Raw genomic sequence first — 20136 nt, forward strand, 5'->3', positions numbered from 1 at the left:
CAGCGGCCGGCATGCCGGATTCGCCGCCCCGCTATGTAGAATCGCGGCATGGAACGCCGCCCGCCTCTTGCATGAACGATAACTCCGCCCTGCAGGCGATCGGTTGGCCATTGGACGAGCACGGCCGGCCCGCCGTCGCAGCCTGGCGCGAAATACTGGAGGACTTCCCGACCGCCTACCCCGCCCGGGTCGTGGAGCAGCACCGCACGGGTTACGTGGTTGCGGTTGGGCCCGAAGACGGCGTGGCGGTGGAGTCGCCGCCGCACTGGCAGCGCGCGCCCAGCTACAGGAAGGGTGCGACCCCGACCGAGCAGCGCGCCGGCGTCGGCGACTGGGTGCTGGTCGAGCCCGCGCCCGAGGATGCGATCGTCACCAAGGACCAGATCGTCGCCCTGCTGCCGCGACGCACCGCGATCAAGCGTGGCGCGGCCGGCGAGCACTACAAGCAGCAGTTGATCGCGGCCAACGTGGACACGGTGTTTGTGGTGTGCGGCCTGGATTCGGACTTCAACCCGCGCCGGATCGAGCGCTACCTGCTGCTGATCAGCGGCAGCGGCGCCGTGCCTGTCGTCGTGCTGACCAAGCTCGACCAGGCCGATGACGTGCCCGGCTCGCTGGAGGCGCTGATCGACCTCGCCGCGCAGGACGTGCCCGTGCGCGCGGTCAACGCGCTCGACCCCGACAGCGTCGCCAGCCTCAACCCCTGGCTGCGGCCGGGCACCACGGCCGTGCTGGTGGGCAGCTCCGGCGCGGGCAAGTCGACCCTCACCAACACTCTGGTCGGCAGCGAACGCATGAAGACCGGCGCGGTGCGCGAGAGCGACGAGCGCGGACGGCACACCACCACCCATCGCGCGCTGATCCCGCTGGAAAGTGGCGCCTGCCTGATCGACACCCCCGGCATGCGCGAGCTCAAGCCGACCGGCGAGGAGGATGTGGCGGAGAACTTCAGCGACATCGATGCGTTGGGGGCGAACTGCCGGTTCCGCGATTGCCGCCACGCCAGCGAACCGGGCTGCGCAATCCGCGCTGCGATCGAGGACGGCAAGCTGGATCCGCGCCGTTTCGCCAACTACGTGAAGTTGCAGGAAGAAGTCGCCGGCGCCGCCGACAAGCTGGCCGAGCGGAAGACCCAGCATGCCGCCGCCACACCGAATGCCGCCGCTGCGCCACCCGCGTCCGCCCGCCCGGCGCGCAAGCCTGCGGAGAAAGCACCCGGCAAACCGTCGCGGCAACGACCGCGGATCGACGATGACTACGGCGAGGACTGAGCCCGACATCGTCCATCACGCCGCGCTGGATGCGCGCATGGTGCAGGCCGCACGCGGGATCAAGGTGCTGACGCTGGCCAGTTGGCCGGCCAAGCACGGCGCGAGCTTCCTCGCCGACCATGCCCGCGGGGTGACCCGGCTGCCGCATGTGGACTACGCGCAACACGATTTCCGCGAGGCACGCGCCGAGCTGGCCGCGATTGCGCGCGAAGCGGATGCCAGCCACCCGCTGGGCCAGTACCTGATCGATGCGACCGCCAGCTGGGATACCGCTGCCCGCCTGTGCGAAGCCCTGGGCACGGCCGCGGTCAGTGATCTCTCGCAACAGCTCTACGGCAGCGTGGACGCCCCGCTGCCCGGCAGCGGCCCAAGCGCCCGCGTGGCGGCGCAGCACTTCATCGCGATCGCCGACCAGTTCGACCATGAGCTGGCCTCCCCCGCCGAACAAGTAGAGATATCCGCCACCGCCCTGCAACTGCAACTGCAGCGCGATCTGGACGACTACTTCAACGAGCGCGTGATCGAGGTCGTTCTCGACCCGGACCTGATCGCCAAGGCCGCGGCCGGCGCGACCCGGATCCGCCTGCGCACCAGCGCCGCCTTCACCGACTACGACCGCCAGCAGTTGCTGCAGCACGAAGCCTTCGTCCACTCGCTCAGCGCCCTGAATGGCCGCGAGCAGCCGGTGCTCGGCAGCCTGGCGCTGGCATCACCTCGCGCGACCGCGACCCAGGAAGGCATGGCGACCTTCGCCGAACAGATCACCGGCAACATCGACATCGCCCGCATGAAACGCCTGAGCCTGCGCATCGAGGCCATCGCCTGCGCCCTGGACGGCGCGGATTTCATCGAGGTATTCCGGCTGTTCCTGGACGCCGGCCAGAGTCCACACGAGGGCTTCGCCTCCGCCCAGCGCGTGTTCCGCGGCGTGCCGACCACCGGTGGCCACGCCTTCACCAAGGACACCGTCTACCTGCGCGGCCTGATCGGCGTGCACACCTTCTTCCGCTGGGCCCTGCGCCGGCAGCAACTGCGCCTGTGCCGCTGGCTGTTCGCCGGCAAGATGACCCTGGGCGACGTGCAGCGGCTGGCGCCGATGTTTGAATCCGGCGTGCTGGTGCCCCCGCGCTGGTTGCCCAGTTGGGTGGCGCGGGCGAATGGTCTGGGCGGAATGCTCGCCTTCTCGCTGTTCGCCAACCAGATCCGGCTGGACACGATCGACGATGCGGATTTTGCGGATATTTGATCCTTCCGCGTCGACCCGGAAGCAAGCGGTCAGCCGTTAGATTCCGCCGGCCAACAAAGCCGGAGACTCGTCCGTATTCTCCGGCCCGCCTATCCCCTCCTGGATCTCGCCAATAACCGACTTGAACAGGCTGATGAACTCCTCGGCCGCCTTGGAGGGCCGGCGATCTTCCAGGAATACGCAGTCGACGTTGAACCGGATCGGCGGCGCGAAGGGTCGGAACGCCACGCCGTGGTGGACGGTGGCGCGTGCGGTGAACTCGTCTACCACAGTTATCCCGGCGCCGTGGCTGGTGAGCGCGGCGGCGGTGTAGAAGGTCTGGTTGGAAACCACCTCATGGACCTCGACTTTTCGTCTCGCCATTTCGCGGGCCAATGCGTCGCCCACCGGGCCGCTGGCGGTCATGCCGACCACGTCGCGTCCATCCAGCAGCGACAGCGATACCGAATCGCCCACGTCCGGGATGTCCCCGTGCTGGAACAGCAGCACCATCTGCGCGGTCTTCAGCAGTCGCCGCTTCATTCGCGGGTGCAAGGGTGGCGCGTAGGCGATAGCGATGTCGCAGGTGCGCTCATACAGCGCCTGGAACAGCTCGTCGTGGTGCAGCGTCTGCACATCGAACGTCACTTCCGGATGCAGTCGGCGAAAGCGCGCGATGGCCAGCGGCGCGACGTGCAGGCCCAGCGACGGCACCACGCCGAGGCGGATGTGGCCGCCCCCGATGTTCTTGATGTTGCTGATCGTCTTCTGCAGCGACCCGAGACGTTCGAATATCTCGTTGACTTCGACAAACAGCGCGTGCGCTTCGTCGGTGGCGACCAGCCGTCCGCGCACCAGCGCGAACAGCTTCAGGCCGAGCTTGGACTGGGTGTGGTGGAGCACCTTGCTGACCGAGGGCTGGGAGACGTACAGCGCCCGCGCGGCAGCGCTGATCGAGCCGGTCGTGTAGACGGCGTGGAAGACTTCAATTTGACGAAGGCGCATGCCTTGATCTTAGGGCACTCGTCCGAGAGGCGACAAAGCGTCGACCGCGCATGCGCCGCGGAAGCCGCCGACCCGGCGCTATTCCGCCAGCAACGCATCCAGGGCGCGCTCGCCCGATCCCATTGCCAGCGTCCAGCCCAGCATGCCGTGGCCGACGTTCACCGCCACGTTTGGACGGACACGCCGGATGATCGGGACCGAGCTGGGGGTCATCGGGCGCAGGCCCGCCCAGGTGCTGTCGATCGCGTCGTAGGTGGCCGCGTCAGGAAGGGATTCCCGCGCCATCGCCACCAGCCGCTGCGCCCTTTGCGGATCGACCGCGGCGTTGTGGTTGCCACCCTCGGCCAGTCCCGCGACGCGCAGCTTGTCGCCGAGCCGGCAGAACACCAGCTTGCGGTCGGTGTCGGTGATGCTGACCACCGGCGCCAGCGCTCCCGGCGCGGCGGTGAACGAGTAGCCCTTGACCGGCATCAGCGGCAGCCGCAAACCGTTGCGACGCGAGAGCGCGACGGCGTCGACGCCGGCGCAGGACACCAGTTGCCGCGAGCGCAGCTGCCGCCCGTCGCGCGAGGTCAGCATCAGGCCGTCACTTGCCGGAGTCGCGCTGGCGACCTCGAAATTGAAGCAGGTCGTCACCCCGTAGTCGGCCTTGATGATCTCCAGCAGGCCGATGCAGAAGCGCAACGGGTCGCCGACTTCCTCGGCCGGGGAATGCACCACGCCGGCAATGCCGGTGGCACCGGCAAGCGCCGGCTCCAGCGCGACCGCCTCGCGGGGACTCAGCACACTCTGCTGGACGCCGTATTCGCGCTTGACCGCCACCATGGCCGCCGCATCGTCGAGCGCAACCGGGTCGCGGTACAGGTGCATCTTGCCCGGTGCGGTGTGCTGGAACTCGATGTTGTGCTGCCGCAGCAGGGCGTCCATCGCGCCGCGCGATTCCGTGGCCAGCTCGAGCACCGCAAGCGTGTTTTCGCGGAACCGATCCGGGGTGGCATTGCGCAGGAATGCGATGCCCCAGCGCAGGAAGTCCGGATCCAGCGACCAGCGCATCGACAGCGCGCGGTCCCTGCCCAGGGCGATCGAGGGCAGCTTGCTCCACAGCGAGGGGCTGGCCATGGATTCGGTGTACGCGTAGCTCAGCTGGGCGCCGTTGGCGAAGGACGCACCCATCGCCGGGCCCGCCGCGCGATCAATGATGCGCACCGAAAGTCCGCGCCGCGCCGCCGCATACGCCGTGGCGATACCGACCACGCCTGCACCGATCACGGTCACATCGACGAGGGCATCGTCCACGCCACCGGCCGGATGGGAAGCTTCAACGGTGCTCATCACTGGACGACCTCTTTGCCCACGCCTTCGCGGCGCGGGTCGGCGGCCCATTCCAGCACGCCATCGCGGTAGAAGACACCGTGCAGGCCCGAGTCCTCACCCGAGCCTGCGCGGACCGTCATGCCACGCTGCGACAGCGCGTCCAGCATGTCCGGGGCGAACCGCGACGCCTCGCCGTTGAACCGCTGCCCCCGCGCGACCAGGTTGGGCAGCGCCACGGCGTCCTGCAGCGACAGGTCCCAATAGACCAGACCGACCAGGGTCTTGGCTATATACGCCGGGATCGCCGAACCACCAGGCGAGCCGAGCGCGCCGACGAAGCGCCCGTCGCGGTCGAGGATGATGACCGGGGTCATCGAAGAGCGCGGGCGCTTGCCGCCTTCGATCGCATTGGCGGCGTCCGGATCGCTGCCGCTGGACCAGGAGAAGTCGGTCAGCTGGTTATTGAGGAAGAAGCCGTCCACCATCCGCCCCGAGCCGAAGAAGGACTCGATCGTGGTGGTCACCGACACCGCGTTGCCCCACCGGTCGACGACGACGAAATGGCTGGTGCCGCCGGGTTCCTCGGTCCGGTCCGGACCGTGCGACGCGGCTCCTGCAGGCTGCCCGTGCGCGTGCGAAGGGGCTGCCGTCTTGCCGATCAGTGCGCGGCGCTGGTCGACGTAGGCCGCCGCCAGCAGGCCGTCGACCGGCACCTCGTCAAAACGCGGATCGCCGACGTACTGGTCGCGGTCGGCGTACATGATCCGGCTGGCCTCGGCGAACAGGAACCACGACTGCGGGTCCTCCGGACCGCGCCGGTCGATGTCGGTCGCGTCCAGCATCGCCATCAGCTGCAGCAGGCCGACGCCACTGGTCGGCGGCCGCGGCACGCAGAGGATGTAGGTGCGCAGCAGGCGGCACAGCGGTTCGGACTTCTCGGGCGCGTAGCCGGCCAGGTCACGCGTGCTCAGCCGGCCGGGCCGCGGCGACTCGTGGGTGCGCGCGACGATCGCCTCGGCGAGCTCGCCGCGATAGAACGCCGGCGCGTTGCCTTGCGCCAGCTTGCGCAGGGTCGCGGCGTATTCCGGGTTGCGCAGCAGATCCCCGGTCCGCATCGGGCGCCCGTCGGGGTGGGAGAAAAACCGGCGCACGTCGGGCGCCGAGGCCTGCGGGAAGGTGCCATCGATGTGTTCCTCCAGCCGCGGGGTGACCTGGAAGCCCTGCTCGGCTTTCTCGATGGTCTCTGCAAACAGCTGGTCCCAGGCCAGCTTTCCGTGCTCACGCTGGGCCTGCGAGAACACCGCGACCGCGCCCGGCACGCCGGTTGCGCCGCCCGAAAGCATTGCATCGCCGCGTGACATGGGCTTGCCGTCTTCCCCTTGGAACAGGCTGCCGTCGGCCAGGGCCGGCGCGGCTTCGCGACCGATGTAGCTGGTCACCGCCTGGCTGCGCGCATCGTAGGCCATGATGATCGCGCCGCCACCGATACCGGAACTCTGCGGCTCCACCAGGCCGAGCATCAGCTGCACCGCGACCGCGGCGTCCATCGCGGTGCCGCCGCGGCGCAGGACGGCGGTGCCAGCATCGACGGCCAGCGGGTTGGCCGCGACGACGACGGCGCTGGTCCGGACGTCGTCGGCAACCGGTGCGGGCGTGGTCTGGCAGGCGCCCAGCAGCGCGGTCAGCAACAGCACTCCCAGCGGCAGCCGTCTATCGAAGGAGAGCCGGGCCTTCAGCGGGGCTGGCACGGTGCCCGACCGCAGTATCTTGATCATGGGAAGCACGTTGTTTCCGATGCGTGGTGGAGTCGATCTTTCAATATTCGCGGCCAGGTGCAGCACCGGCCGAACAGCTGACAGACCCCGCGCGGGGCCTGTCAGCTGTTGCGGAGTAATGCTGCCTAGTCGAACGTCTTGGTCACGGTCAGGTAGTAGCCCCGGCCCAGTGCGTTATGCAGGCCCGAGTAGAAGCCCAGGCTCCGCGGCGCCAGGCGCGGATCACGATCGGTGATGTTGCGGACGTTGAAGCGCACGGTCGTGTCTTCGAACACGTTGCCGGTCTTCTTGAAGCGGTGCTCGGCCCACAGGTTGGTCGTGGTCCAGGACGGCACGCGGAACAGCGTGCCGTCAGGCAAGCTGGCACCGGTTGAATCAAACGGGCCGACATAGCGGACAAACGCGCCCAGGCTCCAGTTGCGGTAGCGCCAGCTGCTGCTCAGGGTCGCGCGCCATTCCGGCGTGCCGTTGATGCCCAGCAGGCTGCCGGCGTTGCGGATCGTGAAGCCGTCATTGATCACGCCGTCCTGCTGGGCGTTCATCACCAGATCCTCCAGGTCCGACGGCATCTGCATCTGCTCAAGCAGCCGGCTGCCGTTGAGGTTGGTGGTGAAGGTGCCCCAGTCCGCGGTGCGCAGGCGATGCGAGATGCCGTAATCGATGCCGCGGGTCCGGCGCGGCAGGCGGTTGGTGTACTGGTCGCGCACCTGCAGCACGTTGCCGACCGCCTCCAGGCCGGTGCCGGCGAAGTTGGCGATCTGCTCGTCGCTGGGATCGTCACGCATCACGTTGGGATTGGACGAGCCCTGGATGCGCATCAGGTAGTCCAGGGCCAGGTGGGTCTGCTCGCCAGTGATGGCGATCATCTGCTCCTGGTCGATCTTCCAGTAGTCCGCGGTGAAGGTGAAGTCGCCCATGGCGTCGGGCAGGAAGCGGGGCTGGAACACCAGACCGACCGAGGTCGCCTCGGAGGTTTCCGGCTTGAGGTCGAGGTTGCCCTCGCGTACGGCCTGGGTGCTGAAGGACTTGCCGCACGCGCTGAAGCTGGAGATGCGGCCGGCGCGCAGGTCCGCCTCGCACTGGTAGTAGTCAAGGCGGGTGTTGCTGACCACGGTCCCGTCGGAATGGATCTGCAGGATGTTGGGCGCCAGGAAGCTCTCCGACCAGCTGCCGCGCATCATCAGGCCATCGAGGATGTCCCAGGCAAACGCGACCTTCGGCTTGGCCACGCTGCCGAAGTCGGAATAGCGCTCGTAGCGGCCGGCGATCTGCAGATCGAGCGAGCGAACCAGCGGAATCGCCATCTCGCGCGACACCAGCGGCACCGCTATCTCGGCATAGGCCGAGGCCACCGAGCGCGAGCCGCCGTTGTTGCCCGACGGGCTCGCACCGAGCACGTCGCTGGTCGGGAGATCGGTCAGCGGGTTGGTGTAGCCGATCTGCCCGTTGAGGCGTGGATCGCGCTGGTCGTCGAGCTTTTCGTGACGCCACTCGGCGCCGAACGCCAGCCCGACATCGCCTGCCCACCATTCGAACACGTCGGGACGGGCAAAACGGGTATCGACCTGGAACAGCGATGCGGTACTGCGACGCACCACCGGCACCAGGAAGCCGACGACCGTGTCGGCGTTGGTCATCGCCGGCGGCTGGCTCCAGTCGTCCAGGTTGCCGCCGGTGAAGGGGTTGTAGGCACTCTCGTCAGCGCGGGCGAGGGCCTCGGCGAACAAGGTGTTGCTGATGGTGCCGAACTGGGTATCCACGGTGCGGGCGCGCGAGTAGAGCACCGCACTTTCCCAGTCGAACCCGCCCACGTCGCCGCGGACGCCGCCCAGGACGCGATACGACGTGTCATCGACCTCGTAGGGGCGGGTGGTCTCGGTGGCGCGGTAACTGCTGATGCGCACGTCAAGGCCTTCGTCGGGCGCATCGATGCCCGGCAGGCGGTTGGGGTTGAGGCTGCCGTCGGGCAGGTACTTGGCGCCAAACGGGTTCCAGTAGTTGGATCCCGGCACGATCATCGGCGCAGCGGCGAGCGAGGCAGCCTGCTCCCGCATGCCCTCGTAGGTCGAGGTGTAGTAGCTGACCTCGCCGAACGCGACGAAGTCGTCGTTGAGGTCGTGTTCGATGGTGGTGAACAGGTTGCCGCGGTCGACGCCGCCCATCAGGTAGCGCTGGGAGTTCGCGTTGAAGCGCAGCGGCCGGTCGATGGTGCTGTTCTGCAGTCCGGTCTGGATGCACACGTCCTCGTACAGCGCGGTCACGCAGCCGTTGGCGATGGGCTCGATGTGGAAGCTGCCGGCGGCGGTCGTGATCGCCTTGCCGTCCTGGCGCACGCGCACCCGATCGACCGTCTGGAAGGCGCCCCAGGCGCTGGCGGTCATCCGGTCATCGAACGCGGTCATCCCTTCCCACTGCGTGCCTTCGAAGAACGGCCTGTGGTCCTGGCTGGCGGCGTAGTCGCGCTCGGAGTTCTCGAAGATGCTGCGGTAGGTGTAGCCGCCCAGCAGGGAGACCCGGGTGCGGCCGTCGTTGAACCACCGGCCGGCCTTCACGTTGAAATTGCCCTGGCGGAAATCGGTGCCTTCCGAACCGCCGTACTGGGCCTGGGCGCGCAGGCCCTGGAAGTGCGTATCCATGACCACGTTCATCACGCCGGCCACGGCATCGGAACCGTACAGCGCGGAGGCGCCGCCCAGCAGGGTTTCCATGCGCTGCACGCCGTACAGCGGGATGGCGTTGATGTTGGCGGTCTGGCGCGGCACGTAGGTTTCCGTCTGCGTGCCGGGGTGGTTGACCATGCGGCGACCGTTCACCAGCATCAGCGTGTTGCCGGTGCCCAGGTTGCGCAGGTTGACCGAGCCGACGTCGCCGCGCGCGGCGTTGAGGTTGCCCGCGGTATCGGTGTTGTCGAACATCATGTCGCCGACCTGCGGAAGCGACTGCAGCAGGTCTTCGCCGGAGACGGCGCCGGTGGCAGCCACGTCCTCCTCCGAGACCACGAACACCGGCAGCATGCCGGTGTCGTTGTTGCCGGCAAGGTGGCTTCCGACCACGACGACGCGATCGAGCTCCTTGGCCTTGGCCTCCGCTGGCTGGGCCGCTGCCGGGGACGCGTCCGTTGCAACCGGAGTGGCGGCCGTCTGGGTTGGCTGGACCGGCTGGGTCGTGTCCTGGGCCAGCGCGGTGGCCGGCTCCATGAGCATCGCCGAGGCGAGCATCACACTGAGAATCGTGCGTTTGGGTGCGTAGTTCATTTTGGTGTTTCCCCCGGAGAGCGACTGACTTTGGCAACGCCTGACCCGATGGTAGCCACGGCGGTCAGCGCACAAGGCCACCAATGCTTTGCCAGGGGATAGCCTGGGGCTATGGGATGAGCCAAAGAAACTGCGGGACATCGGTAAGGTGCGGCGGCATGCTCGGGAGCACTCCGCCCTTGCGCACGCTGCCTGCGCGCGGGGCGTTGGCCATAGAAAAGGAACCCGCAATGCCCTTCAAAACGTCTCAGGCGATTTCATCGCGCGCCCTGGTCACCCTTCTCGTCAGTGCCGCGCTCGCGCTCTGCTCCGTGCAGGCCACCGCCCAGACCCGGCAACTGCTGAACTACGCCGCGATCCACAAGCCGGTCCACGGCGAGAAGGGCATGGTCGCCAGCCAGAACGAGGCCGCCAGCGATGTCGGCGCGCAGATCCTGCGCGACGGCGGGAATGCGGTGGACGCGGCGGTCGCGACGGCGTTCGCCATGGCGGTGACCCTGCCGCGCGCGGGCAATATCGGCGGCGACGGCTTCATGCTGGTGCACCTGGCCGGGGACAAGCGGACGGTGGCGATCGACTTCCGCTCCAAGGCGCCGGCGCTGGCCACGCTGGACCGCTTCATCGGCGACGACGGCAGGATCGCTGGCGACAAGCAGGGCTACAGGGCTGCCGGCATCCCGGGCACGGTCTCCGGGCTGGCCACCGCGCACGGCAAGTACGGTCGCCTGCCCTGGGCGCAGCTGCTGCAGCCGGCGATCGCCCTCGCCGAGGACGGCATCGTGCTCAGCCGCGACGAGGCCTTCGCGCTGGACTGGGGACGCAAGCGCCTGGCCCTGAGCCCGGCCGGCGCGAAGGTATTCCTGCATCCCGATGGCAGCGCCCTGCGGGCCGGCGAGAGGCTGGTGCAGACCGATCTGGCCTGGTCACTGAAGCAGATCGCCGAGCACGGTGCAAAAGCCTTCTATGAGGGCGAAATCGCCGAGCGCTTGGTCGCGGGCATGATCGCCAACGACGGCCTGATCCGGAAGGACGACCTGGCCGCTTACCGGGCCGCCGAACGCGAGCCGCTGCGCAGCAGCTACCGCGACCACGAGGTGGTAACCATGTCACCGGCCAGCGGTGGTGGCGCCGGCATCATCGGCATGCTCAACATCCTGGAGAACGTCAACATGGCCGGCTACGGCGCCGGTTCCGCCGACGCCATCCACTACATGAGCGAGGCCATCAAGCTGGCCTGGGCGGACCGCCGGCTGCACCTGGGCGATCCGGACGCCGTCGACCTCCCGCTGCGCGGGCTGGTGTCCAAGGCCTACGCCGCCGAACGGGCCAAGCGCATCTCGCCGCGCCGCGCGAAGCCGGCATCCAAGGTGCCCGGCGGCGATCCATGGGCGCATGAAAGCCCGCAGACGACCCATCTCTCGGTCATCGACTCGGACGGCAACGCGGTCGGCATCACCTACACGCTCGGCTCGGATTTCGGCTCCGGGGTGATGGTCGACGGCACCGGCTTCCTGCTTGGCAACCTGGTCGGCAACTTCTCCATGCGCGCCCAGCTGAAGGCGCGTGAGTCCGGCCAGCCGGAGCCGCCCAACTCACTGCATCCGGGCCGGCGCCCGGTCTCCAGCATGGCGCCCACCTTCCTGTTCAAGAACGACCGGTTGCGCATGGTCACCGGCAGCCCGGGCGGCAACACCATTCCCGGCACGGTGATGCAGAGCATCGTGGACGTCGTCGACTTCGAGCTGAACATCGCCGAGGCCACCAGCCTGCCGCGCATCCATCAGGAGATGGACAGCGACGGCGTGCTGCGGGTGGAGCGCGGCATCAGTCCCGACACCCTGCGGCTGCTGGAGCAGCGTGGTCACCGGATCGAGACCGGCGAGACCATCGGCAGCACCCAGATCCTGTGGGTGGGCGAGCACGGCGTCGAAGGCGCCGCGGATCCGCGCCGTCCGGGCGCCGCCGCCGTCGCCCAGTAGCGAGGAGGCGCGGGCGCCGACGACAGATCCGCACAAAAACCGCTAGCGGGCGAAGTTCATGAACCCGGTGATGATCAGGGCGTTGGTGAAGTCGATGAAGAACGCGCCCACCAGCGGCGCCACCAGGAACGCCCGCGGCGCCATGCCGTAGCGCTGCACCAGCGTGCGCATGACGGCCATCGCGTTGGCCGTGGTGCCGAGCATGAAACCGATGAAGCCGCCACCCATGACTGCCGCGTCGTAGTCCTTGCCCATCGCGCGGAACACCACCACGCAGAACGCCACGACGATGGCGACCTGGACGACCATGTTCACCGCCAGCGGCAGCGCCATGCCGGCCAGCTCCCACAGCTTCAGGTTCATCAGGGCCACCGACAGGAACAGGGCCAGGCAGATGTTGCCGATCAGGTCGATGGTGCGCAGCGGAAGCCCGATCCAGCCCGTCACGTCGTCCACGTTGCGCACCACGGCGCCGATCAGCATCGCGCCGATGTAGGCCGGCAGGGTCAGGCCGAGGGCCTCGAAGCCCTTGCCGATCCAGGCGCCCAGCCACATCGCGACCATGATGAAGATGATGCTCTTGAGCGCGCTGAACTCGCGTTGGCCCTCGGTCTGCGGCGGATCCACCTTGGACTCGGTCACGTCCGGGACCTCGGTGGGATGGCCGCCGGGCGTCTTCAACCGCCAGCGGCGGATGATCACGGTCGCGACCGGGCCGCCCACGATGCCGCCGCAGACGATGCCGGCCATGGCCGAGGTGATGGCAATCGATTCCGCGCCTGCCAGACCGGCCTGTTCAAACAGCGGCGCGAACGCCAGGCCTGTCGCCGGCCCGCCGGCCATGGTCGCCGAGCCCACCAGCAAGCCGAACAGCGGATGCAGTCCGAACATCGAGGCCACGCCGAGACCGACCAGGTTCTGGACCACGACAAAACCGGTTGCCAGCGCGAGGAAGATGCCGACCTGGCGTCCGCTGATGCGCAGCAGGGCCAGGCTCGCGTTGACCCCCAGAGTGGTGAAGAACGCCACCATCAGCGGCGTCTGCAGGGTCGTGTCGAGCTCGAACAGCGTCGTGCCCTGACCGTGCGCGAACAGCACGATCAGCGCAATCACCAGCCCGCCGACCACCGGTTCGGGCAGGTTGTAGCGCCGGAAAATCGGAATGGCGCGGCACAGCGCGTACCCACCAAGAAGAGCCAAGCCGCCCAGGGCGACGGTTTCCACCGCGTCAAGTTGAAGCAATTGGGTTCTTCCCTTGGTTGTGAAAGGTCATCAAACGCGCATCCGCAGTCACGGACAAGTGCCTTCGGTTGGCACATGGTGAAGCATCCGGCCGCCCAGCTCATCCGTCTGCGCGCCGTCGCTGATCGCGACCACGCCATTGACGATCAGGTGATTGACCCCGACCGAGAGCTCGCGCGGCTGGACGTAGGTGGCCCGCGCCGCCAGCGTCGCCGGATCGAACACGACCACGTCGGCGAAGTACCCCGGCCTCAGGTAACCGCGTTCCTGCAGGCCGAGGATATCGGCGCTCAGGCCGGTGGAGCGGTGGATGAAGGTGGCGATATCGAGCAACTTCCTCTCGCGCACGTAGCGGGCGAATTTCTCCGGGAAACTGCCGTACTGCCGGGGATGGCCGTTGGATCCGTCCGAGCTGGTCACCACCCAGGGCTGCTGCATCAGCAGGTCGACATCGTCCTGGCGCATGTTGAAGGAGGCGATCGAGGCGCTGCTGCGCACGCCGGGAGGACGCTCATCCTGGCCGATGATGCGCAGTGCGGCATCGATGGCGGACACGCGCCAGTCGGCAGCGACTTCCGCCAGCGTCCTCCCGGTCCATTCCTCACCGATGGAAGTGAGCAGGATCGCGTCGGCACCGCCACGGCGGCGCAGGTTGTCTTGCATTTCCTGGTGGATGTCGGCCCGCTGCACAGGGTCGGCGAATCGTTCCAGCATCGCCTCGCGCCCACCTTCGCGTGACCACGGCGGCAGCAACGCGGCCGCCAGTCCTGTCCCTGAGGCCAGCCATGGATACTGGTCGGCGGTCACCCGCTGGCCGTCCGCGCGCGCCTGCTCGACCAGCGCGACCAGTTCGGCGGCCTTGCCGTGCACGTCCACCCCCAGCGCCTTGATGTGGGCGATGTGCACCGGCATCCCGGCGCAGCGGCCAATCTCGATCGCCTCGCGGGTCGACTCGACCAGGCCGACCCCGTAGGACGATTCGTCGCGCTGATGGGTGTCGTACAGCCCGCCGCGGCGCGCGGCCTCGCCGGCGACGGCGACCACCTCGTCGGTGCTCGCGTAGCTCTGCGGCACATAAAACAGTCCGCTCGACAGGCCGAACGCGCCCTCGCACATCGCCGATGCGACCAGCCCGCGCATCTGCGCCAGTTCGGCCGCGTCCGGGGCACGCGCGCTCTGCCCGAGCACCCGCGAGCGGACCGCGCCAAATCCCACGTATGGCACCAGGTTGGTGCCGACCCCGTTGACTTCAAACCATGCCCGCTGCCTGGCGATATCCGGGCTGCCGCCACCGTCGACGCCGATCCCGATCGTGGTCACGCCCTGGTACAGCCACGGTGCGTTGCGCCGCTGCGCCGGGTCGTCGGAACGGATGTAGGCGTCGGGATGCGAGTGCGGATCGATGAAACCCGGTGCGACCACCTGGCCGGCGGCATCGATGGTGCGGGCGGCCCGATAACGCTGCGATGCGTCCGGTCCGACCCAGACGATGCGGTCATCGACGATGGCGACGTCAGACTGGCGCATCGCGCCGGTGCCACCGTCATGCAGCGACCCGCCGACGATCAGCAGGTCCGCCTGCGGCAGTTCGGGCGCGGGCCCGTGGGCGCATGCCGCCAGAGCGCCCGCAATGACGGCGACGCGAAGCAAACGGGCGACGGTAAATCCAGCAAAGCGTGGCAAGCGCAAACCCCCTGATGCGATGCAGTGCACTCGACCATAGGTCAGCACCTGTGCTGGCGACACTGATAAAACGCGGCCCGTCCATAACCCCGCGTTATGGGCGGTTTAGCCAGGGCCGGTGGCGCCGCCGGCGCAGAGCGATAGAATCGATGGCTTCTTCCGCCTCGCGTACGCAATGGCCACTCACGACGATTTCAAGCAAGCCGCCCTCGACTACCACAGCCAGAATCCACCGGGAAAGATCAAGGTCGCACCGACCAAGGCGATGGTGACCCAGCGCGATCTGGCCCTCGCGTACTCGCCCGGGGTGGCCTACGCCTGCGAAGCGATCGTCGCCGACCCCAACACGGCCCGTGACTACACCGCGCGCGGCAACCTGGTCGGCGTGATCACCAACGGCACCGCGGTGCTGGGCCTGGGCGACATCGGGCCGCTGGCGGGCAAGCCGGTGATGGAAGGCAAGGGCGTGCTGTTCCAGAAGTTCGCCGGCATCGACGTGTTCGACATCGAACTGGACGAGCGCGATCCCGACAAGCTGGTCGACATGATCGCGGCGATGGAGCCGACCTTCGGCGGCATCAACCTGGAAGACATCAAGGCGCCGGAGTGCTTCATCGTGGAGCGCAAGCTGCGCGAGCGGATGAAGATCCCGGTCTTCCACGACGACCAGCACGGCACCGCGATCATCGTGGGCGCGGCGGTGTTCAACGCGCTGGAAGTGGTTGGCAAGCAGATCCAGGACGTGCGCATCGCCACCACCGGCGTTGGCGCCGCCGGCATCGCCTGCCTGGACATGCTGGTGGCGCTGGGCGCGCGGCCCGAGAACATCCTCGCCTTCGATCGTGATGGCGTGCTCTACACCGGCCGCGGGAACCTCGACCCGGAAAAGGCCCGCTATGCGCGCGACACCAAGCTGCGCGAGCTGGCGGAAATCGTCGACGGCGCGGACGTGTTCCTCGGCCTGTCGGCCGGCGGCATCCTCACCCCGGAAATGGTCGCCACGATGGCCGAGCGCCCGGTGATCATGGCCCTGGCCAACCCCTACCCGGAGATCCTGCCCGACGACGCCAAGGCGGTGCGCCCGGATGCTGTGATCGCCACCGGCCGCTCGGACTACCCCAACCAGGTCAACAACGCGGTCTGCTTCCCCTACATCTTCCGCGGCGCGCTGGACGTCGGCGCGACGGTGATCAACGAGGAGATGAAGCTCGCCTGCGTGCACGCCATCGCCCAGCTGGCGCGGCTGGAAGCGGGCGATCTGGCGTCTGCCTACGGCGGCGAGGTGCCGACCTTCGGCCCCGAGTACCTGATCCCGCGCCCCTTCGACCCGCGCCTGATGGTGATGGTGTCAGCGGCGGTCGCCCGCGCGGCGATGGATTCGGGGGTGGCTTCGCGGCCGATCACCGACATGGCGGCGTATGAGGAGCAGCTGGGCCAGTTCGTCCACCGCACCGGCCTGCTGATGAAGCCGGTCTACGACCGCGCCCGCCGTGACCGCAAGCGGATTGTGTACGCCGAGGCCGAGGAGGAAGTCGTCCTGCGCGCGGTGCAGACGGTGATCGACGAGGGCCTGGCGACGCCGATCCTGGTCGGCCGCCCGGACGTGATCCAGCACCGCATCGAACGCCTCGGCCTGCGCATGCGCCAGGGCGTCGACTTCGAGCTGACCAACATCAACGATGACCCGCGCTTCCACGAGTACTGGCAGCAGTACCACGCGCTGACCGAGCGTCGCGGCGTGACCATCGAGGCGGCCAAGGCGCTGATCCGCTCGCGTCCGACCCTGATCGCGGCGCTGATGGTCGAGCGCGGCGAGGCGGATGCGATGATCTGCGGCATCGTCGGCCGCTTCAACAAGAAGCTGGGCTACCTGCGCAGCGTGTTCGACTTCGACCGCGGCATCACCGGCACCTCGGCGATGACCGGGGTGATCAACGACGCCGGCGCCTGGTTCTTCCTCGACACCCACGTCCAGCTGGACCCCAGCGCGGAGCAGATCGCCGAGGCGACCCTGCAGGCAACCTATCGCCTGAAGCTGTTCGGGGTGGAGCCCAAGGTCGCGCTGCTGTCGCACTCCAACTACGGCAGCCACGACAATCCGTCCGCCAGCAAGATGCGCCGGGTCCGCGAGATCCTCAGCGCGCGCGCGCCCAAGCTGCAAGTCGACGGCGAGATGATGGCCGACACCGCGTGGAACGAGGCGCTGCGCAAGCGCGTCTTCCCGAACACCACCCTGCACGGGCGCGCCAACCTGTTCGTCCTGCCCAACCTGGACGCGGCCAACATCACCTACAACATGTTCCGGGTGGCCACCGACGGCGTCGCCATCGGTCCGATCCTGATGGGCCTGGACCAGCCCGCGCACATCCTCACCAACGACTCCACCTCGCGCCGGGTGGTCAACCTGACCGCGATCGCGGCGGTGGACGCGCAGATCCGGGGGGCGCGCCGGCGCTGACAGGGCGGAACCGGTCGGGGTTTTCGCCCGCCGGTTCCGCGTTTCATCGGTACGGTTTTTCCGCCATGAACCCGGCGCCGCGCTTGCCGCGGGCTCAACCGGTGTTCTGGATCCCGGCGGCGATGCCGTTGACGGTCGCCATCAGCACCTGCAGCAGCTTGCCGTCCTCGCGCCCACTCGCGCGCCAGCGCTTCAGCAGGTCGACCTGCAACAGGCTGATCGGGTCCACGTAGGGGTTGCGCAGCCGGATCGACTGCTGCAGGCGCTGGTCGCCGTTGAGCAGCTCGTCCTCGCCCTTGATCGCCAGCACGGCGTCGCGGGTGCGGCGGAATTCGGCGGCGATGGCCGGGAACATCTGCGCGTGCAGGTCCGGTTTGCCGGTGACCGACGGGGTGTCTCGGGCCAGCTGCGAATAGCACTCGAAAATGCCCAGGTCCGACTTGGCCAGGACCATCTCCACGTCATCGATCAGGGTCGCGAAGAACGGCCAGTCGCGCGCCAGCTCGGCGTATGCGTCGGTGCCGTGGCGTTCCAGGCCGCGCTCCAGAGCGGTGCCCACGCCGTACCAGGTGGTCAGCCCGGAGCGGTTCTGCGACCACGAAAACACCCACGGGATCGCCCGCAGCGATTCCGCCCCTCCGCTGCCGATGCGCTTGGCCGGGCGTGAGCCGATCCGCAGCCGCTCGATCACATCGATCGGGGTGACGGCGCGGAAGTAGGCGGAAAAATCCGGATGCTGGTGGACCAGTGCCCGGTAGTGGGCGCTCGAATCGCGGGCCAGCTCGGCCGCCAGCGCCCGCCAGCGCGGCGCGCGCGCATCCAAAGGCCGCGGTCGCAGGGTGGCCCGCATGACCGCGCCGGCCGCCTGCTCCAGGTTGCGCAGGGCGATCGCACGGGTGCCGTACTTGCGATGGATCACCTCGCCCTGCTCGGTCAAGCGCAACACGCCATCCACCGATCCGCGCGGCGCGGCGATCACGGCGCGCTCGGTCTTGCTGCCGCCCCGGCTGGCCGAACCGCCGCGGCCGTGAAAGAACACGATGCGCACGCCACTCTCGCGGGCCAGCGCAGTCAGCGCCACCTGGCTCTGCTGCAGCGCCCAGCGCGAGGCGATGATGCCGCCGTCCTTGGCACTGTCCGAGTAGCCCAGCATGACCAGCTGGCGGTTGCCGCGCGCCGCCAGGTGGGCGCGGTACACCGGGTCGCCGAACAACGCGCGCATCGTGGCATCGGCCGCCTCCAGGTCGGCCACGGTCTCGAACAGCGGCGCCACGTCCAGCGGCACCACCGGCGCCGCGTCCGCGCCGGCGTCTGCGGGCTCCACGCACCCGGCCACGCGCGCCAGCGCCAACACCGCCAGCGCATCGGCGGCGCTGCGGCTCATGCTGATGATGTAGGGGCCGAACACGCGCTCGCCGTAGCGCGGCCGCAACCGGGCCACGGCGCGGAAGACATCCAGGGTACGCACCGCCTCGCTGGCGTCGGCGTCGGCGTCGGCAGGAACCAGATCGCCCGCCATCATCCGGTGCAGGCGGTCGGCCCGCTCCTGCGCGCTGCGCTCGGGCCATTGCGGATCCTGCAGGAGAGCCGCCAGCGCGGCGTCGTGCACCGACGAGTCCTGGCGCAGGTCGAGGCTGGCGAGGTGGAAGCCGAAGCAGCGCGCGCGCCGCAGCAGCCGTCGCAGCACGAAGTCCCCGGCATGCTCGCCGCGGTTGGCCATCAGGCTGGCGTGGATGCACTCGATGTCGGCGACGAAGCTGGCGGCGTCGGGATAACCGGTGGCCTCGTCGTGGCTGGTCGCGCGCAGCCGGGCCGCCATCAGCATCAACAGGTTGCGGTACGGCATGTCGGCGTGGCGCGGGTGCAGCTCGGCCGACGCCTTCGGCAGCAGTTCGCGGTAGGCGGCCACCTGCCCGATCACCGCATCGCTCACCGACACCCGGCTGAGCGACTGGCTGAGCAGGTCGGCCAGGCGGGCGATGTCACGGCGGTAGGCGGCCAGCACCAGCGCGCGCTGTCCGGCCAGGGTGTCGGCGATGGTGTCCGCGCCCACGTTGGGGTTGCCGTCCATGTCGCCGCCGACCCAGCTGCCGAAACCCAGCACGTCCGGTAATTCGACCGCATCGCCGTAGCGCTCGCGCAACGCGGCCTCGAAGTGCTCGAAGAACACCGGCAGCACCCGGTACAACACCTCGGACAGGTAAAACCCGACGTGCTCGAACTCGTCGGCGACGCTGGGCTTGGCCGAGGGCGCCTCGACGGTCTGCCAGCTGGCGGTCAGGGCCATGCGTATGCGGCCGTGGTCGGCGCGGCGCTCGGCGGGCGTGCGGTTGCGGTCGATGTCGTTGACCAGGCTGCGCACGATCTGGCGCTCCTTGTGCAGCAGCACGCGGCGAACGGCCTCGGTCGGATGGGCGGTGAACACCGGCTCGATGCGCATGCGCGGCAGCAGTTCAGACAACTCGGCCGCTTCCACGCCCTGCTCGGCGAGAGAACCGACCACGTCAAGCAGGCCGCCGGGTTGGGCGCCCTGCTCGGCGCGCTCGTGGTCGCGCCGGCGGCGGATGCGGTGCACGCGCTCGGCCAGGTTCACCGCCTGGAAATAGGTGGAGAAGGCGCGGCCCAGATCGCTGGCCTTCTGCAACTCGTGGCCGGCCAGTGCCTCGGCCAGTTCGGTGACGGGCTGGTCGTTCTCGCGCCGGCTGATCGCGGCCCGGCGCAGCGCTTCCACCTCGGCGAGGAAGTCCGGGCTGCGCTGCTCGGCGAGGATATTGCCGACCATGCCGCCCAGCAGGTTGACGTCCTCGCGCAGGAACGTATCGACCGCCGCGAACGTCACCGTGCGCAGCGAATCGTCGTTGGTAGCGGTAGTGGAATCGTTGTCTATGCTCATCCAGCCACGTTAACGCAGCTGGTGTTGCGGTGCATCA

The 20136-nt window shown here is 68.6% G+C and carries 11 protein-coding genes; 4 read left to right on the forward strand and 7 right to left on the reverse strand.

What is annotated here, in order from left to right; all coding sequences use genetic code 11:
• The first annotated feature begins 71 nt into the window (after positions 1-71).
• Positions 72-1271, forward strand: a complete 1200-nt coding sequence (gene rsgA / locus INQ41_RS11615; RefSeq protein WP_193984650.1) for a ribosome small subunit-dependent GTPase A — start codon at positions 72-74, stop codon at positions 1269-1271.
• The gene (locus tag INQ41_RS11620) at positions 1252-2517 is read left to right on the forward strand and encodes a flavohemoglobin expression-modulating QEGLA motif protein (protein WP_193984652.1); all 1266 of its coding nucleotides are present in this window, start codon (positions 1252-1254) and stop codon (positions 2515-2517) included. The genes rsgA and INQ41_RS11620 overlap by 20 nt, the downstream gene beginning before the upstream one ends.
• A gap of 36 nt (positions 2518-2553) precedes the next feature.
• Here INQ41_RS11620 and INQ41_RS11625 read toward each other — a convergent pair whose 3' ends face one another.
• The 4 genes from INQ41_RS11625 to INQ41_RS11640 all read right to left on the reverse strand — a co-directional run bounded on the left by INQ41_RS11625 (position 2554) and on the right by INQ41_RS11640 (position 9844).
• On the reverse strand, positions 2554-3501 hold the full coding sequence (locus INQ41_RS11625; RefSeq protein ID WP_193984654.1) for a LysR family transcriptional regulator: 948 nt from the start codon (positions 3499-3501) through the stop codon (positions 2554-2556).
• 78 nt (positions 3502-3579) lie between these two features.
• Complete coding sequence (locus INQ41_RS11630) at positions 3580-4833, reverse strand: FAD-dependent oxidoreductase (protein ID WP_193984656.1); 1254 nt, start codon at positions 4831-4833, stop codon at positions 3580-3582.
• Positions 4833-6590 (reverse strand): gamma-glutamyltransferase family protein, encoded by a 1758-nt coding sequence (locus tag INQ41_RS11635; RefSeq protein WP_193984657.1) that lies wholly within the window; start codon positions 6588-6590, stop codon positions 4833-4835. Before INQ41_RS11635 ends, INQ41_RS11630 begins: the two co-directional genes overlap by 1 nt.
• 125 nt (positions 6591-6715) lie before the next feature.
• Entirely contained in the window at positions 6716-9844 is a 3129-nt protein-coding gene (locus INQ41_RS11640; RefSeq protein ID WP_193984659.1) for a TonB-dependent receptor domain-containing protein, read from the reverse strand.
• 230 nt (positions 9845-10074) lie between these two features.
• On the opposite strand from INQ41_RS11640, the gene ggt reads away from it, so the two are divergent.
• Complete coding sequence (ggt, locus tag INQ41_RS11645) at positions 10075-11823, forward strand: gamma-glutamyltransferase (protein WP_193984661.1); 1749 nt, start codon at positions 10075-10077, stop codon at positions 11821-11823.
• 42 nt (positions 11824-11865) lie between these two features.
• Here ggt and gltS read toward each other — a convergent pair whose 3' ends face one another.
• Together gltS and INQ41_RS11655 are read right to left on the reverse strand one after the other, a co-directional pair.
• Entirely contained in the window at positions 11866-13065 is a 1200-nt protein-coding gene (gene gltS, locus INQ41_RS11650; protein ID WP_193984663.1) for a sodium/glutamate symporter, read from the reverse strand.
• 48 nt (positions 13066-13113) lie between these two features.
• Entirely contained in the window at positions 13114-14748 is a 1635-nt protein-coding gene (locus INQ41_RS11655) for an N-acyl-D-amino-acid deacylase family protein (RefSeq protein ID WP_228076600.1), read from the reverse strand.
• Positions 14749-14923: 175 nt separating this feature from the next.
• On the opposite strand from INQ41_RS11655, the gene INQ41_RS11660 reads away from it, so the two are divergent.
• On the forward strand, positions 14924-17206 hold the full coding sequence (locus INQ41_RS11660) for an NADP-dependent malic enzyme (protein ID WP_193984665.1): 2283 nt from the start codon (positions 14924-14926) through the stop codon (positions 17204-17206).
• Positions 17207-17300: 94 nt separating this feature from the next.
• On the opposite strand, the gene ppc is transcribed toward INQ41_RS11660, so the two are convergent.
• Positions 17301-20099 (reverse strand): phosphoenolpyruvate carboxylase, encoded by a 2799-nt coding sequence (gene ppc / locus INQ41_RS11665; protein ID WP_193984673.1) that lies wholly within the window; start codon positions 20097-20099, stop codon positions 17301-17303.
• Positions 20100-20136: the final 37 nt, after the last annotated feature.

It is taken from the genome of Lysobacter ciconiae (assembly GCF_015209725.1).
In the GTDB taxonomy this organism is placed as follows: domain Bacteria; phylum Pseudomonadota; class Gammaproteobacteria; order Xanthomonadales; family Xanthomonadaceae; genus Novilysobacter; species Novilysobacter ciconiae.

What these genes read in the sequence shown, in the direction of transcription:
- rsgA (WP_193984650.1), top strand. Translation starts at nt 72, where the DNA reads ATGAACGATAACTCCGCCCTGCAGGCGATCGGTTGGCCATTGGACGAG.
- INQ41_RS11620 (WP_193984652.1), top strand. Translation starts at nt 1,252, where the DNA reads ATGACTACGGCGAGGACTGAGCCCGACATCGTCCATCACGCCGCGCTG.
- INQ41_RS11625 (WP_193984654.1), bottom strand. Translation starts at nt 3,501, where the DNA reads ATGCGCCTTCGTCAAATTGAAGTCTTCCACGCCGTCTACACGACCGGC.
- INQ41_RS11630 (WP_193984656.1), bottom strand. Translation starts at nt 4,833, where the DNA reads ATGAGCACCGTTGAAGCTTCCCATCCGGCCGGTGGCGTGGACGATGCC.
- INQ41_RS11635 (WP_193984657.1), bottom strand. Translation starts at nt 6,590, where the DNA reads ATGATCAAGATACTGCGGTCGGGCACCGTGCCAGCCCCGCTGAAGGCC.
- INQ41_RS11640 (WP_193984659.1), bottom strand. Translation starts at nt 9,844, where the DNA reads ATGAACTACGCACCCAAACGCACGATTCTCAGTGTGATGCTCGCCTCG.
- ggt (WP_193984661.1), top strand. Translation starts at nt 10,075, where the DNA reads ATGCCCTTCAAAACGTCTCAGGCGATTTCATCGCGCGCCCTGGTCACC.
- INQ41_RS11660 (WP_193984665.1), top strand. Translation starts at nt 14,924, where the DNA reads ATGGCCACTCACGACGATTTCAAGCAAGCCGCCCTCGACTACCACAGC.
- ppc (WP_193984673.1), bottom strand. Translation starts at nt 20,099, where the DNA reads ATGAGCATAGACAACGATTCCACTACCGCTACCAACGACGATTCGCTG.